Consider the following 15,256-nt stretch of genomic DNA (forward strand, 5'->3'; position numbering starts at 1 on the left):
GGTCAGCCAGCCAGGCGGGCTACATCATTGAACAAAGCGACGGCCATGAGTGCAAACAGAATCGCCACACCTCCGCGCTGCAGGCGCTCCATCCAAGCATCGCTCACACTGCGCCCGGTCACACCTTCCCAAAGATAATACATCAGGTGCCCGCCATCGAGCACCGGCAGCGGCAGCAGGTTCAACACACCCAGACTCACGCTGATGAGCGCGAGAAACAGCAGATACTGGGTAATGCCCAGACTGGCAGATTTGCCCGCATAGTCGGCAATCGTAAGTGGTCCACTGAGGTTTTTGATCGAGGCCTCACCGATGAGCATGCGCCCCATCATCTTGAGCGTGAGCCAGGACACTTCCACCGTGCGCACCGTGCCTTGCCACAGGCCATCCAACGGGCCGAACCGCACCGTCATCATCTCGGGCGCGGCCCCAATGTAGGCGCCGACGCGTCCGACCCAGGCCTCACCCTGTGGCTCTGGCGCCGGGGTGACCACCAGTTGCAGTGGCAGGGAGGCACGGCGGATCTCCCATTGCTGTTCCACCGCCTGGCCGGCGGGCCCCACCCCGGCCCGAATCAGGGCACGCAGCCGCTGGCCGTCACCGACCGGCTTCCCGTCGATGCTGATCACGCGGTCGCCTTCGCGCAGGCCAGCCGCCTCGGCAGCACCGCCAGCCATCACCTCACCCACCACCGGATCGCTCCAGGGACCGACGATGCCGATGCGCTGGAACAGGCTGGCGTCGGCCTCGCGCACGTCGAGTTCGGCCAGCGGCAGAATCACCGCTCGCGCCGTGCCGCCCTCGGCATCTGCCAGCCAGAGCGTCATGTCCTCGTTGGACAACGCAGCCTGGGTCAGGCGCCAGCGCAGGCCGTCAAACGAACCCACATCGCTAGGCGCTTCATCAGGGCCCGCGGTCTGCACCACCCATTCGCCGCCCTGGATGCCAGCGCGCTCGGCCACGGACGCAGGCGCAGGGCTGCCGAGCACAGGCTTGGGCTCTTCGACGCCGGTCCAATTCACCAAGGCGTAGATCAGCACCGCCAGCAACAGATTGGCAGCGGGACCCGCTGCCACAATCGCCGCTCGCGAGCGCAGCGGCTGGGTGTTGAAGGCCAGATGCCGTTCGGCCGCCTCCACCGGCGCTTCGCGCTCGTCGAGCATGCGCACATAACCGCCCAGCGGCAAAGCGCCCACCACAAACTCAGTCGGGTTGCCCGGGCGCCTCCAGCTCAGGAGCGGCTTGCCAAACCCGACCGAAAAACGCAGCACCTTCACGCCGCAGGCCACGGCCATGCGGTAGTGACCGTATTCGTGCACAGCGATCAACAGGCCCAAAGCCAGAATGAAAGCAAACAAGGTGAGCATAAGAGGGTTCCGTCGCGGTATCGGGGTCGACCGGCCCGGTCAGTCGGACAGGCGCCGCACCTGATCCTGGGCCAGTTGCCTGGCCTCCAGATCGATGGCCAGCAGGTCGGCCAGGGAGCCCGGTTTGGAGGGGCTGAGCGCCGACAAAGTTGCATGGATCACCGCATGAATGCGATCAAACCGAAGGCGTTCATCAAGAAAAGCGGCCACCGCCACTTCGTTGGCCGCGTTGAGCACCGTCGAGGTGCCTTCAGGCGCGCGCAAGGTCTCCCAAGCGAGGGCCAGGCCTGGGTAGCGCTGCAAGTCGGGCTCACGAAACGTGAGGGCAGCGAGCCGGCGGAAATCCAGAGGATCGGCACCGCTTTCGAAACGCTCTGGCCAGGACAGGCCGTAGGCAATCGGCACCCGCATGTCGGGCGTTCCCAATTGGGCCAGCACGGAGGCGTCGTGAAACTGCACCATCGAGTGGATGATCTGCTGAGGGTGAATCAGCACCTGAATCTGCTCGGGCGCGAGATCAAACAACCAGCGCGCCTCGATCACTTCCAGCGCCTTGTTCATCATGGTGGCCGAGTCGACCGAAATTTTTCGCCCCATGACGAAGTTGGGATGGGCACAGGCCTGGTCCGGCGTGATGCTGGCCATCTGGCTCAGCGGCGCATCCCGAAAAGGGCCACCGGACGAGGTGAGCATGATGTGCTGGATGCTGCGGCGCCAGGTGGATGCGTCGGGTGGCAGGCACTGGAAAATGGCCGAATGTTCGCTGTCGATGGGTAACAAGGTCGCACCGCCCTCGCGTACCGCCGACATGAACAGCTCCCCCCCCACCACCAGCGCTTCCTTGTTGGCCAGCAGCAATCTCTTTCCTGCGCGCGCCGCGGCCAGCGAGGGCGCCAGCCCTGCGGCACCGACGATGGCCGCCATCACCACATGCACCTCGGTTGCCTGCGCCACGTCGCAAAGCGCCTGCGCGCCAGAGAGCACCTCCACCGCCAAACCTTGCTGCCGGATCCGCTGTGCCAGATCCTGGGCAGCGGTGGCGTCGGCCATCACCGCGAAGCGCGGCTGAAAACGCACGCATTGCGCCAGCATGGTTTCGACCTGCGTCGAGGCGGTGAGCGCGAACAGGCGGAAACGGTCGGGGTGGCGGGCCAGCACGTCGAGTGTGTTGGTGCCGACGGACCCTGTTGAGCCTAGGATGGTGACGAATTGCAGCGTGGTCATGGGTTCACAAAGTGGCCAGCATCATGGTAAGAGGCAGAACGGGCACCAACGCATCGACCCGATCGAGCACGCCGCCGTGGCCGGGCAGCAGGCGGCTGGAATCCTTGGCACCGGCGCTGCGCTTGACCAGCGACTCCACCAGGTCGCCCACCACACTCATCACGATCAGGTACAGCAGGCCCAGCGCCGCCAGCAGAGGCCCCAGCGACCAGAGGCGCACATACAGGCTGTTGTGATCGCCCCAGCCGCGCGCGTCGGCCCAGATCCAGGCGCCAGCCATCAGAAACACACCGACCGCACCACTGATGGCGCCCTCCCAGGTTTTGCCCGGACTCACCGTGGGCGCCAGCTTGCGACGCCCCAGGGTCTTGCCCCCAAAGTAGGCGGCAATATCGGCCATCCAGACCAGCAGCAGCGCCGACAGCAAAAAGCCCAGGCCTATCTGGCGCGCCTGCACCAGGGCCAACCAGGCGCAGGCGATCAACAGCAGACCGCCCCACAGCCGCAAACCCGTCGGCCATTTGGCCCAGCCCTGCACGCCCCGAGACAGCATCAAGAAAGCAAGCACCAACCAGACGCCCCCCAGCACCCGCCAGAGCACGCGCCAGTCCTGAGCCAGGCCGCCAGCCCACCAGAACACCGCCAGCGCCACGCCCAGACCGATGCCCAAGAGCCGGGAAGCCTGTGGGCCAGATCCGTTGAGGCGGGCCCATTCCCAACCGGCAGCAGCGATCAACACCAGCGTCAGCAACCCAAACGGCTCGATGCGGGGATAGAACAGCGTCGGCAGCAGCACGGCCAGCAACAGCACGGCCGTGATGATCCGCTGCTTAAGCATATTGCGGCCCGATCGGCTGTTGAACCTGTTCGCCGATCTGCCCAAAACGCCGCTCTCGTTCGGCATAGGCCTTCAGAGCACGCGCCATTTCGAAGTCGTCGAAGTCTGGCCACAGACAAGCCGAGAAAAACAGTTCGGTGTACGCCGACTGCCAGAGCAGGAAATTGCTGATGCGCATTTCGCCACCGGTGCGGATCAGCAGATCGGGGTCACCGACATGGGCCAGCGCTGTGGCCTCGGAGAGGTTTTTCTCAGTGATCTCACGACCCTCGGCCACCAGACGCCGGGCTGCATGGGCGATGTCCCAGCGTCCGCCGTAGTTGAAGCAGACATTGAGCACCAAGCGCTGGTTGTGGGCCGTGCGCGCTTCTGCTGCCGCCAGCCCTTGCGCCACCCGCTCGGACAAACCTGCGCGATCACCAGGGAAGTGCAGCCGCACGCCGTTGGCGGAAAGGGACTCCACCTCGCGGTCCAATACCAGCGAAAGCAGATCCATCAGACCAGCGACCTCGGCGGCGGGCCGGCTCCAGTTCTCGGAGGAAAAAGCAAACACGGTGAGCACCGACACACCCTGGTCGAGGCTGGCCTGCACTGCCCGACGCAGCGCATCGACACCCTTTTTGTGACCCGCCAGCCGAGGCAGATGGCGCTGGCTCGCCCAGCGCCCGTTGCCATCCATGACGATGGCCACGTGGCGCGGTACGCTGGTCGGCACCTGGACGGCTTGGGTCAAAACGGGTCTCTTCCGATGAGGTGGACAAGGGGCCGCAGGCAGCGCACTGGCGCCTCACACCGCCATGATGTCCTGCTCTTTGGCCGCCACCAACCGATCTACTTCGTTGATCATGCGGTCGGTAAGCTTTTGCACGTCTTCTTGTGCGCGGCGCTCGTCGTCTTCAGAGGCCAGCTTTTCCTTGACCAGCTTCTTGACAGCGTCATTGGCATCACGACGAAGGTTGCGGATGGCGATCTTGGCAGCCTCTCCATCGTTGCGCACCACCTTGGTCAGCTCCTTGCGGCGCTCTTCGGTCATGGCTGGCATGGGCACTCGGATCAGGTCACCCTGGCTCGAGGGATTGAGGCCCAGATCGGATTCACGAATCGCTTTTTCGATCTTGGTCCCCATGCCCTTTTCCCAGGGCGCCACGCCAATGGTGCGCGCATCCAGCAGCGACAGGTTGGCCACCTGCGACAGCGGCAACATGGCGCCGTAGTACTCTACATGGACCGTGTCCAGCAGCTGGGGGCTGGGGCGACCGGTGCGGATCTTGGTGAGGCCGTGCTTGAAAGACTCCAGCGACTGCAGCATCTTGTGCTCGGCCTGTTCGTGAATCTCGGGAATGCTCATGAATACTCCTCAGTAGGGTCAGTGTAGCCAGCCTCTGCGCTCCAGAGCAGCGGGCTCAGACGTGAACCAGGGTGCCTTCGTCGCCACCCAGCACCACCTTGCGCAGTGCGCCGGGCTTGAAAATCGAGAACACCTTGACCGGCAGCTTCTGGTCTCGGCACAGCGCAAACGCGGTGGCGTCCATCACCTGAAGGTTCTTCGCCATCGCTTCATCGAACGAAATGGTGGCGTAGCGCGAGGCGGTGGGGTCCTTGTTGGGATCTGCGCTGTAAACCCCATCGACCTTGGTCGCCTTGAGCACGATTTCGGCGCCGATCTCGGCGCCACGCAACGCCGCTGCGGTGTCGGTGGTGAAAAACGGGTTGCCGGTGCCAGCAGCAAATACCACGACCTTGCCCTCTTCCAGGTACTGCAAGGCCTTGGGGCGCACGTAGGGCTCAACCACCTGCTCGATGGCGATGGCCGACATCACGCGCGCCACCACACCAGCCTTTTCCATGGTGTCGGCCAGCGCGAGCGAGTTCATCACCGTGGCCAGCATGCCCATGTAATCCGCCGTGGCGCGGTCCATGCCGACCGAGCCACCGGCCACACCGCGAAAGATGTTGCCGCCCCCGATCACGATGGCCACCTCGACGCCCAGGCGTGTCACCTCCGCAATTTCTTCCACCATGCGAACGATGGTGGCCCGGTTGATGCCAAAAGCATCGTCACCCATCAGGGCCTCACCCGAGAGTTTGAGCAGAATCCGTTTGTAGGCTGGCATAAATCACTTTCTGGTCGTCAGAGTCGCCAACAGACGACCCCTTGAGTGTACCGACCGGCCGGTGCCGATCGCAGGCATCGAGCCCCTGCTGACGTGACAACGGGCCCTGCGGCCCGTTGTGATCTGGCGAATCGGCTGCGAACAGCCAGGTGCGTCAGGCGCCTTTGGCGGCAGCCACCTGGGCGGCCACTTCGGCGGCAAAGTCGTCGACCTTCTTCTCGATGCCCTCACCCACCACATACAGCGTGAAACCCTTGACTGTGGTACCGCTGGCCTTGAGCATCTGCTCGACGGTCTGCTTGTCGTTCTTGACGAAAGGCTGATTGAACAGCGATACCTCTTTCAGGTATTTCTGCACCGAACCTTCGATCATCTTGGCCGCAATGTCGGCTGGCTTGCCCGATTCCGCGGCCTTGGCCGTGGCCACCGAGCGCTCCTTGTCGATCAGGTCGGCTGGCACGTCGGCGCTGGTCAGCGCCACGGGTTTCATGGCCGCAATGTGCATGGCGGTGTCCTTGGCCGGTGCTTCCTCGCCGTCGAACTCCACCAACACACCAATGCGCGTGCCGTGCAGGTAGCCGGCGACCTTGCCGCCGTTGCTGTAGCGCTTGAAACGGCGAAAACTCATGTTCTCGCCAATCTTGCCAATCAGGCCCTTGCGCACTTCTTCCAGCGTCGGGCCGAAGCCGTCCTGGCTGTAGGGCAGCGCACCCAGCGCAGCCACGTCAGCCGGGTTGTGCTCGGCCACCAGGGCGGCAGCTGCATTGGCCAGGGCCAGGAAGCTGTCGTTCTTGGTCACGAAGTCGGTTTCGCAATTGACTTCGATCATGGCGCCGGTGTTGCCGTTGATGGCACTGGCAACCACGCCTTCAGCGGTCACACGGCTGGCAGCTTTACCAGCCTTGGTGCCCAGCTTGACGCGCAGCAGCTCTTCGGCTTTGACCATATCGCCATCGGCCTCGGTCAGTGCTTTCTTGCATTCCATCATCGGCGCATCGGTCTTGGCGCGCAGTTCGCCAACCATGCTTGCGGTAATTGCCATTGGGGTTCTCCATGGGCCACATTGCCGGGATCTGGCAGCGGGCAGTTCGTTAAACAAATCGGGTTGTGAAAAAGGGGCCACGCGAGCCCCTCTTTCTCGCAGTGCCTGGGGTCAGGCTGCTGTGTCTTCCTTGACCTCGACGAATTCGTCGCCGCCCTCGGCCGACACGGCCTTGACCACCTGGCTCACCGCGTTGTTGCGGCCTTCCAGGATGGCGTCGGCGATACCACGGGCGTACAGTGCGATGGCGCGAGCCGAGTCGTCGTTACCGGGAATCACGTAGTCAATGCCAACCGGCGAGTGGTTGGTATCAACCACACCCACCAGGGGAATACCCAGCTTTTGCGCCTCGAGCACCGCGATCTTGTGGAAGCCGACGTCAATGACGAAGATGGCGTCCGGCAGGGCATTCATATCCTGAATGCCGCCGATGTCCTTTTCCAGCTTCTCCATCTCGCGGGCGAACATGAGCTGCTCTTTCTTGCTCATCGCATCCAAACCAGCTTCTTTCTGTGCCTGCATCTCTTTCAGGCGCTTGATCGAGGTCTTCACCGTCTTGAAGTTGGTCAGCATGCCACCAAGCCAGCGTTGATCGACATACGGAACGCCAGCACGGCGGGCTTCCTGGGCCACGATGTCGCGCGACTGCCGCTTCGTGCCAACCATCAGAATGGTGCCGCGATTGGCCGACAGCTGACGAACAAACTTCGCTGCTTCTTCAAACAGCGGCAACGTCTTCTCAAGGTTGACGATGTGAATTTTGTTGCGATGCCCAAAGATGTACGGCGCCATCTTGGGGTTCCAGAAGCGGGTCTGGTGGCCAAAGTGGACACCGGCTTCCAGCATTTCGCGCATGGAGATAGACATGAGATAAGTTTCCAAAGGTTGGTTCTGAAATCCAGCCCCGATTGCGACACAGGCCGGCACCAGAGTACCTCGACCCACGTCCCAACACCCGGATGGGCTGGTTTGCGATTGACTTCGCCGGTCGACCCTGCTCCAACACCAGGAACAGGTCGCCATCTGCAAAGCCAGTCGATTATAACAGGCGCCCGGCAACACTCCACCGCACTCGGCCGGCCTGACGCGACACCCAAAGCTGCTACCAGGCACTGGTGTTGCCCAGATGGCCCGCTCCTGTGCGGAAATGGACGGGCACCGGTTCGAGGCCTTGACGCCGGCCGTCAAGCATCGCACGATGCCCCTTGATCCTTTTCACTTACCCAACCAGGAGATTTTCATGGGCATGTTCAGTTTCATCAAGGAAGCCGGCGAGAAGTTGTTCGGCATTGGCAAGGCCCAGGCCGCAACCCCAGCGGCGCCGGCAGCGCCTACCCCGGAACAGGCTGCCGAACTGAGCAAGACCGCTGGCAACGCGATTGCCACCTACATCAACAGCATGGGGCTGAAGGTGGAGGCGCTCGACGTGGGCTTTGATGCCGCCACCGAAACCGTGACCGTCTCGGGCGTCGCGCCCGACCAGACTACGCGGGAAAAGGTGGTGCTTTGCTGCGGCAATGTGGCCAACGTCACCAAAGTCAACGATCTGATGACGGTCTCCGCACCGGAGCCGGAGTCGCAGATGTACACCGTGGTCAAGGGTGACAACCTGTCCAAGATCAGCAAACAGTTCTACGGCACGCCCAACAAGTACCCGCAGATCTTCGAGGCCAACAAACCCATGCTGACCCACCCCGACAAGATCTACCCCGGCCAGGTGCTGCGCATTCCAGCCGCCTGATCGCATGCCGCTGCGGCGGATCACCCAGCAGTCGATTGAACCGCTTCATGGCGTGGCGCAAACCCGCGCACTGGAGCAGGCGGCTGCGACCAGGCTACCTGTTCATGTGTTGATGGGCAGGGCTGGCTTGGCTGTGGCCCAGCTCGCGCAGGCCCTGACACCTCACGCGCGCTGCATCTGGGTCGCTTGTGGCCCTGGGAACAACGGCGGCGATGGCCTGATCGCCGCCACCTATTTGCACCAATGGGCGTTGGCGTCTGGCCACGGTTTGCAAGTGGTTGTCACCCTGCTGCCTGCCGCGCAACGGCCAGCCGATGCCGCGTGGGCCCTGGCGAAAGCGCAGGCCGTGGGCGTCCAGATCAGCGAACACCCCCCGGAGACATGGGACCTGTCGATCGACGCCTTGCTCGGCATTGGCGTTACGCGCCCACCCGACGGCGTGATGGCCGATTGGTTGTCCTGGCTGCACCATGCCAACGCCCCCTGCCTGTGTGTGGATGTGCCCTCGGGACTGGACGCGGACAACGGCCGCTGGCTGGGGCACAGGGACAACGACCCCACACTCGGACCTGCAGGCGAGCGCCACACGCTGGCCTTGCTGACCCTGAAGCCAGGCCTGTTCACCTACCGTGGTCGCGATCTGGCCGGACAAGTGTGGTTCGACGACCTGCAGTGCCCGCCCTCCTCTGATGTGGGGACAAAGGCCTTGCTGGCCGGTCGTCCGGATGGCGGCAGGTCCTGCACCGCAGGCCCCCACAGCGACCACAAGGGCAGCCGGGGAGACGTGGTGGTGATCGGTGGACAGGACATCGCCCTGTGCGGCGCAGGGATGACCGGAGCCGCGGTGCTGGCGGCCCGCGCTGCCTTGCACGGCGGCGCTGGTCGCGTTCTGGTGGGCTTGCTCGAAGGCGCCGATTCGCGCACCGCCTGGGACCCGGTGGCTCCCGAACTCATGTTCCGTCACCTCGACCTGCTGCTGCGGGACGGCGCTCTCAGCCATGCGACCACGGTCTGCGGCTGCGGTGGCGGCCAGGCGGTTGCTGCTGTCCTGGCCACCGTGTTGCCCCGCGCGCCTCGCCTGGTGCTGGACGCCGACGCACTGAACGCCATCGCCACCGACGAGGCACTGCAGCAGCAACTCACTCAACGGGCCCGTCGCGCCTGGATCACTGTGCTCACGCCGCACCCGCTGGAAGCGGCTCGCCTGCTGGGTACCGACACTGCGCGGGTGATGGCTGACCGTCTGCTGGCGGCAGATGAACTGGCCGAACGCTTTCAGGCCGTGTGTGTCCTCAAGGGCTCGGGCACGGTGATCGCGGCACCAGGCAAAGTGCCCATGATCAATCCGACCGGGAATGCTGCACTGGCCACCGCCGGCACTGGCGACGTGCTTGCGGGTCTCGTGGGAGCGGCGCTGGCCGCTCCGGAACTCACCTCGGAGCAGGCCTTACAGCGCGTGGCCGACGCGGTGTACCAGCACGGCTGGCTGGCCGACCATTGGCCTACCGAAAGCGGTGCCCTGAGTGCAAGCCGGCTCGCGGAACGGGTGAGACCTGTGCGCTAGCCCAGCACCATCAGCGCCACCTGCAGCAGGATGATGAGCACCAGCACCGACAAGTCGATACCACCCACGGTGGGAATGATGCGGCGCACCGGCCGCAGGAGCGGCGAACAGAGGCGGTCCAACGTACCCAACACCGGCGCCTGAGGTTGCAGCCACGAGAGGATGGCGTAAACCAGCAGCAGCACCATCAGTCCTTGCAGCACGGTGCGCAGCAAAAGCTTAAAAGCCAGTGTGGGGATGGCCAGGATCATGGCGGCGGACGAAAACTCGGCCGATGAACCCATGGTCGCCAACGTGAGCCAAAGTCCCCCGTAGGCAATGGCCAGCAGCAAGGCGGCCATCAGGCTGCCCCAGTCGACCCGGCTTTGTGCCAGCCCGCGAGGCAGTACCCGACGCACCGGCTGCACCAGCCAGTCGGTCAGGGCAATGACGAACTGCCCAGGCTGAGCCGACATGTGGATGCGCAGCTGGTTCATCCAGGCGCGCACCAGGGCCGCAGCCACCAGAAAAAAGAACAGGGTATCCAGAAGAAAAAAAACGACTTGCATAGGACAGGCTCGGGCGCGAACAGGATCAAGTGAGGACCAAAGACACGCAAGGCATCAACGTCGGGTTTTCCGGGCTTTACCGGCAGCGCTGCGGGAGCCGCCCCGGTCCGTGCGTTTGGGTTCCGAGCGGCGGCCGCTCGACTTGGCAGGCGCACCTGCCGCTTCCCCAGCGGCGCTCCCCTTGGTCCGATCACGGGGCGCGGCGTCACCCGACCGGCTGCGGCGCGACTTGCTGGCCGGGACTCCTGGCGTGGGCTCTGCGCCATTTTTGTCGCGCATGGCCCTCAGGGTGAGATCTTCGTCACCCGTTACCAGTCGGAAATCGATGCGGCGTCCATCCAGGTCCACGCGGCTCACCTGAACCTGCACACGGCTGCCCAGCGCATACCGGATGCCAGTGCGCTCGCCGCGCAGCTCCTGGCGTGCTTCATCGAAGCGGAAATACTCGCCGCCCAGCTCGGTGATGTGCACCAGGCCTTCGACATACATGCTGTCGAGCGTGACGAACAGGCCGAAGCTGGTGACCGAACTCACCACGCCGCTGAACTCCTCGCCCAGGTGCTCGCGCATGTATTTGCACTTGAGCCAGGCTTCCACATCTCGGCTGGCCTCGTCGGCGCGCCGCTCGTTGGCGCTGCAATGCAGACCGGCGGCCTGCCACGCCAGGATATCGGCCGAGGGCTTCTTGGCCGGCACATCCGAGGCTGGCTTGGCGCGGCTGGCCAGACGCTTGCTCAGCTTGGCATGGGCCTCTCCTGGCGTAGGCAGGACCGGCAACTGGTATCGCTTGCCAGCGAGGATCGCCTTGATCACGCGATGCACCAGCAAGTCCGGGTAGCGCCGGATCGGACTGGTGAAGTGGGTGTAGGCGTCGAAGGCCAGGCCAAAGTGGCCCTCATTGTTGGGCGTGTAGATGGCCTGCGACATGGAACGCAGGAGCATCGAATGGATCTGCTGCGATTCCGGTCGCTCCTTGGTAGCGGCCGCGATGCGCTGGTACTCCGAGGGGTGCGGCTTATCGCTCAGGGTCTGCGACACACCCATGGCCTTCAGGTAGTTACGCAGCGTCTCCTGCTTCTCAGGCGTGGGGCCTTCGTGCACCCTGAACAAACCGGTGTGTTTTCCTTCACCAATGAAGTCGGCCGAGCAAACGTTGGCCGCCAGCATCGCCTCTTCGATCAGCTTGTGCGCATCGTTGCGGGTTCGAGGCACGATTTTTTCAATGCGTCCAGACTCGTCGCAAACGATCTGCGTCTCCACGGTTTCGAAGTCGACCGCACCGCGTACGCCGCGCGCCGTGAGCAAGGCGCAATACACATCGTGCAGGTTGATCAGGTAAGGCAACAGCCCTTTGCGCTGCGCGGCTTCCGGCCCACGGGTGTTTTGCAGAATGGCCGCCACTTCCGTGTAGGTGAAGCGCGCGTGACTGAACATGACCGCGGGGTAGAACTGGTAGGCGTGGATGTCACCCTTGGCGGTGATCAGCATGTCGCACACCATGCACAGGCGCTCCACGCCGGGGTTGAGCGAACACAGGCCGTTGGAGAGCTTCTCGGGCAGCATGGGGATCACGCGGCGCGGGAAGTACACGGAAGTGGCCCGGTCGTAGGCGTCGACATCGATCGCCGAACCGGTCTCCACATAATGGCTCACATCAGCGATGGCCACCAACAATCGCCAGCCCTTGCCACGCCCCACCTTGGCAGGCTCGCAATACACCGCATCGTCGAAGTCGCGCGCGTCCTCGCCGTCGATGGTGACCAGAGGCACATCGCGCAAATCCACTCGGTTTTTGTGGTCGGTTGTCCGGACATGGTCGGGCAGAGAGCGGGCCTGCGCCAGCGCAGCATCGGAAAACTCGTGTGGCACGCTGTATTTGCGCACCGCGATCTCGATCTCCATGCCCGGGTCGTCGATTTCACCCAGCACTTCCTTCACGCGACCGACCGGCTGCCCATAGAGCGCTGGGGGTTCTGTGAGTTCGACCACCACCACCTGACCTGTCTTGGCAGAGCCTGTCGCCCCTTTGGGGATTAGCACGTCCTGCCCATAGCGCTTGTCCTCAGGCGCCACAAGCCAGACGCCGCTCTCGTGCAGCAGACGGCCGATGATGGGGGCATCTGCGCGCTCCACGATTTCGGTCACGCGGCCTTCGGGTCGGCCTTTGCGGTCCGTGCGCACGATACGCGCTTTGACCCGATCCCGGTGCAGGACCGCGCGCATTTCGTTGGAAGGCAGGTAGATATCGGCTTGTCCATCGTCGCGGATCACAAAGCCATGGCCATCGCGATGGCCCGATACAACACCTTCAAATTCGGCCAGCAGGCTGTTTTTTTCGTTCACAATTTCTCTGATAGAATTCTGGTTTTCCTGAGATGCCCAGGTGGCGGAATTGGTAGACGCACTAGTTTCAGGTACTAGCGCCGAGAGGCGTGGAGGTTCGAGTCCTCTCTTGGGCACCACGATCATAAAGGCTTGCAAACACCGCGTTTGCAAGCCTTTTTTGTTGGCCAGGCGCGAAGGCGCCGCGCCGCAACAAATTCAAAACGGCACCGCCAGCAGGTCGTGCCCCTCGGCCGCCACGATGCGCGCCTGGGTGAACGTCCCGACCTTGAGGGTCTTGGAGATTTTTTGAGGTGGCAACAGGCGCACCACGCCGTCGATCTCGGGCGCATCGGCATAGCTGCGGCCAACCCCACCTTTTTTGCCCATGCCGGGCGCCGAGTCCACCAACACCTGCATGGTTGCGCCTACCCGCTCACGCAACCTGTCTGCCGACACCGCCTCGGCCGCGGTCATGAAGCGTGCCCGGCGCTCTTCGCGCAGCTCGCTGGGCACCGCGTCGGGCAATGCGTTGGCGGCAGCCCCTTTCACGGGCGAATAGGCGAAACACCCGGCGCGATCGATTCGGGCCTCCTGCACAAAATTCAGCAGGTGCTCAAACTCGGCTTCGGTTTCACCAGGAAAGCCGGCGATGAAGGTGCTGCGCACCACGATCTCCGGACACAGCTCACGCCAGCGCGCGATGCGCTCCAGATTCTTCTCGCCGCTGGCAGGCCGCTTCATGCGTTTGAGTACATCGGGATGACTGTGCTGCAAAGGCACGTCCAGGTAAGGCAAGCACAGCCCATCAGCCATCAGCGGCACGATCTCGTCCACGTGCGGATAAGGGTAGACATAGTGCAGGCGCACCCAGGCACCGTAGCCCTTGGCCAGTTCACCCAGCGAGCGCACCAGATCAAACATGCGGGTCTTGACTGGCTTACCGTCCCAGAAGCCGGTGCGGTACCGCACATCCACGCCATAGGCGGAGGTGTCCTGGCTCACCACCAGCAGTTCTTTCACGCCAGCTTCGAACAGCTTGCGGGCTTCGGTCAGCACGTCGCCAATCGGGCGACTGACCAGATCCCCGCGCATCGACGGGATGATGCAGAAAGTGCAGCGGTGATTGCACCCTTCGCTGATCTTGAGGTAGGCGTAGTGCCGCGGGGTCAGCTTGATGCCCTGCGCGGGCACCAGGTCCACAAACGGGTCGTGTGGCTTGGGCAGGTGCTGGTGCACCGCGGTCATCACCTCGTGGGTCGCATGCGGCCCGGTCACGGCAAGCACGCTGGGGTGCATGTTGCGCACCAGATTGCCACCACCCTCGCCCTCACGCGCGCCCAGGCAGCCGGTGACGATCACTTTGCCGTTTTCGGCCAGCGCTTCGCCGATCGTGTCCAGGCTTTCTTTCACCGCGTCATCGATGAAACCGCAAGTGTTCACGATGACGAGATCAGCGCCGGCGAAGGTCTTGACGGTCTGGTAGCCCTCGGCGCTGAGCTGAGTCAGGATGAGTTCGGAGTCGGTCAGCGCCTTGGGGCAGCCCAGGCTGACAAAACCGACCTTGGGCGCGGACACGTCTGGAGAGACAGGGGAATCATTCATCCTGCGATTGTCTCAGAGCCCGGGCGCCAACGCGGACTCTCGACCACCGGCTGTACGGCAGCAAGGCGCTCAGCGTTTGAGTCCCAGTGCAGCCAGCATCTGCTCGCTGTTCTTCTGCATCTGCTCTTGCATCTGGGTGAAGGCGTCGCGCGACTGCTCCAGATAGGTGCCCATCATGCCGTTGAGCATGGGCGACTGCACGTTCATGAACTGCTTCCACATGTCCGGGTTGATGCCAGGCGTCTGCTGAGCCATTTTTTGCTGCAGGTCCATGAAGATCTGCACGTTCTTCTCCAAATACGCACCCATGAAATCCTGCATCGCATGACCGTAAAAACGGATCAGATTGGCCAGTACCTGTTCGGTAAAGATCGGCACCCCCGCGGTCTCTTCCTCCAGGATGATCTGGAGCAGGATGCTGCGGGTGAGATCGTCGTTGGTCTTGGCGTCTCGAACGACGAAAGGCTCGTTCTCCATCACCAGCGTCTTGACTTCTGCCAGCGTGATGTAGGACGAGGTGTCGGTGTCGTACAGGCGGCGGTTCGGGTATTTTTTGATCACCCGAAGGGCGCCAGTGGAGGCGCTGCCAGCATCAGCCTTGTTTTTTTGCACGTGGTGACTTTCTCTTGGGAAGGCAAACAAACCCTCAGCATACGCCCAATTCTAAGAATGGCCAGCCGCTTGCACCAACGTGGGATGCCCTGTGAAACACATTCAGGCCTGCAACTCAGACGAAAAAAAAGGCCCAGCGAGTCCGCAGGCCTTGGGCATTGTTTCGATCTTTTTGGTAGGCGCGATTGGACTCGAACCAACGACCCCCACCATGTCAAGGTGGTGCTCTAACCAGCTGAGCTACGCGCCTACAAATCGTTCGAAGCTGCGCAGTATATC

The 15,256-nt window shown here is 63.2% G+C and carries 14 protein-coding genes and 2 tRNA genes; 3 read left to right on the plus strand and 13 right to left on the minus strand.

From position 1 onward, the window contains the following. Positions 1-2: 2 nt before the first annotated feature. From rseP to rpsB, 8 genes are all read right to left on the minus strand, one after another. The gene (gene rseP / locus QUV25_RS08585) at positions 3-1,367 is read right to left on the minus strand and encodes an RIP metalloprotease RseP (protein WP_300863197.1); all 1,365 of its coding nucleotides are present in this window, start codon (positions 1,365-1,367) and stop codon (positions 3-5) included. Between the two features lie 39 nt (positions 1,368-1,406). Beyond that, on the minus strand, positions 1,407-2,591 hold the full coding sequence (gene ispC / locus QUV25_RS08590) for a 1-deoxy-D-xylulose-5-phosphate reductoisomerase (protein WP_300863198.1): 1,185 nt from the start codon (positions 2,589-2,591) through the stop codon (positions 1,407-1,409). A 4-nt stretch (positions 2,592-2,595) separates the two neighbouring features. Continuing rightward, positions 2,596-3,429, minus strand: coding sequence for a phosphatidate cytidylyltransferase (locus tag QUV25_RS08595; protein ID WP_300863199.1), 834 nt, complete (start codon positions 3,427-3,429; stop codon positions 2,596-2,598). Continuing rightward, positions 3,422-4,162, minus strand: coding sequence for a polyprenyl diphosphate synthase (gene uppS / locus QUV25_RS08600; protein WP_300863201.1), 741 nt, complete (start codon positions 4,160-4,162; stop codon positions 3,422-3,424). Before uppS ends, QUV25_RS08595 begins: the two co-directional genes overlap by 8 nt. A gap of 54 nt (positions 4,163-4,216) precedes the next feature. After that, positions 4,217-4,777, minus strand: coding sequence for a ribosome recycling factor (gene frr, locus QUV25_RS08605; RefSeq protein WP_300863202.1), 561 nt, complete (start codon positions 4,775-4,777; stop codon positions 4,217-4,219). 55 nt (positions 4,778-4,832) lie between these two features. Next, positions 4,833-5,543 (minus strand): UMP kinase, encoded by a 711-nt coding sequence (gene pyrH / locus QUV25_RS08610; RefSeq protein WP_300863203.1) that lies wholly within the window; start codon positions 5,541-5,543, stop codon positions 4,833-4,835. A gap of 154 nt (positions 5,544-5,697) precedes the next feature. After that, complete coding sequence (tsf, locus tag QUV25_RS08615) at positions 5,698-6,585, minus strand: translation elongation factor Ts (RefSeq protein WP_300863204.1); 888 nt, start codon at positions 6,583-6,585, stop codon at positions 5,698-5,700. 111 nt (positions 6,586-6,696) lie between these two features. Then, complete coding sequence (gene rpsB, locus QUV25_RS08620) at positions 6,697-7,452, minus strand: 30S ribosomal protein S2 (protein WP_300863565.1); 756 nt, start codon at positions 7,450-7,452, stop codon at positions 6,697-6,699. A 373-nt stretch (positions 7,453-7,825) separates the two neighbouring features. Between rpsB and lysM the strand changes: the two genes are divergently transcribed. Together lysM and QUV25_RS08630 are read left to right on the plus strand one after the other, a co-directional pair. Then, a complete protein-coding gene (gene lysM, locus QUV25_RS08625) occupies positions 7,826-8,326 on the plus strand; it encodes a peptidoglycan-binding protein LysM (protein WP_300863205.1) in 501 nt (166 codons plus the stop codon). A 4-nt stretch (positions 8,327-8,330) separates the two neighbouring features. Continuing rightward, positions 8,331-9,890: an NAD(P)H-hydrate dehydratase gene (locus tag QUV25_RS08630; RefSeq protein ID WP_300863206.1), complete on the plus strand. Its 1,560-nt coding sequence runs from the start codon at positions 8,331-8,333 to the stop codon at positions 9,888-9,890. Here QUV25_RS08630 and QUV25_RS08635 read toward each other — a convergent pair. Both QUV25_RS08635 and rnr read right to left on the minus strand, forming a co-directional pair. Next, complete coding sequence (locus QUV25_RS08635) at positions 9,887-10,438, minus strand: YggT family protein (protein WP_300863208.1); 552 nt, start codon at positions 10,436-10,438, stop codon at positions 9,887-9,889. The genes QUV25_RS08630 and QUV25_RS08635 overlap by 4 nt on opposite strands. Before the next feature lie 54 nt (positions 10,439-10,492). Beyond that, positions 10,493-12,781 carry a ribonuclease R gene (gene rnr / locus QUV25_RS08640; RefSeq protein ID WP_300863209.1) on the minus strand — a complete coding sequence of 763 codons (2,289 nt, stop codon included), beginning with the start codon at positions 12,779-12,781 and terminating at the stop codon, positions 10,493-10,495. Between the two features lie 34 nt (positions 12,782-12,815). Between rnr and QUV25_RS08645 the strand changes: the two genes are divergently transcribed. After that, a tRNA-Leu gene (locus QUV25_RS08645) sits at positions 12,816-12,900 on the plus strand. 79 nt (positions 12,901-12,979) lie between these two features. On the opposite strand, the gene rimO is transcribed toward QUV25_RS08645, so the two are convergent. The 3 genes from rimO to QUV25_RS08660 form a co-directional block, all read right to left on the minus strand. Further along, positions 12,980-14,365, minus strand: a complete 1,386-nt coding sequence (gene rimO / locus QUV25_RS08650; protein ID WP_300863211.1) for a 30S ribosomal protein S12 methylthiotransferase RimO — start codon at positions 14,363-14,365, stop codon at positions 12,980-12,982. Between the two features lie 69 nt (positions 14,366-14,434). Next, positions 14,435-14,977 (minus strand): polyhydroxyalkanoate synthesis repressor PhaR, encoded by a 543-nt coding sequence (phaR, locus tag QUV25_RS08655; protein WP_300863213.1) that lies wholly within the window; start codon positions 14,975-14,977, stop codon positions 14,435-14,437. Positions 14,978-15,150: 173 nt separating this feature from the next. After that, a tRNA-Val gene (locus QUV25_RS08660) sits at positions 15,151-15,227 on the minus strand. Positions 15,228-15,256 lie beyond the last annotated feature (29 nt).

The organism is Hydrogenophaga sp. (genome assembly GCF_030373245.1).
Classification (GTDB): domain Bacteria; phylum Pseudomonadota; class Gammaproteobacteria; order Burkholderiales; family Burkholderiaceae_C; genus Hydrogenophaga.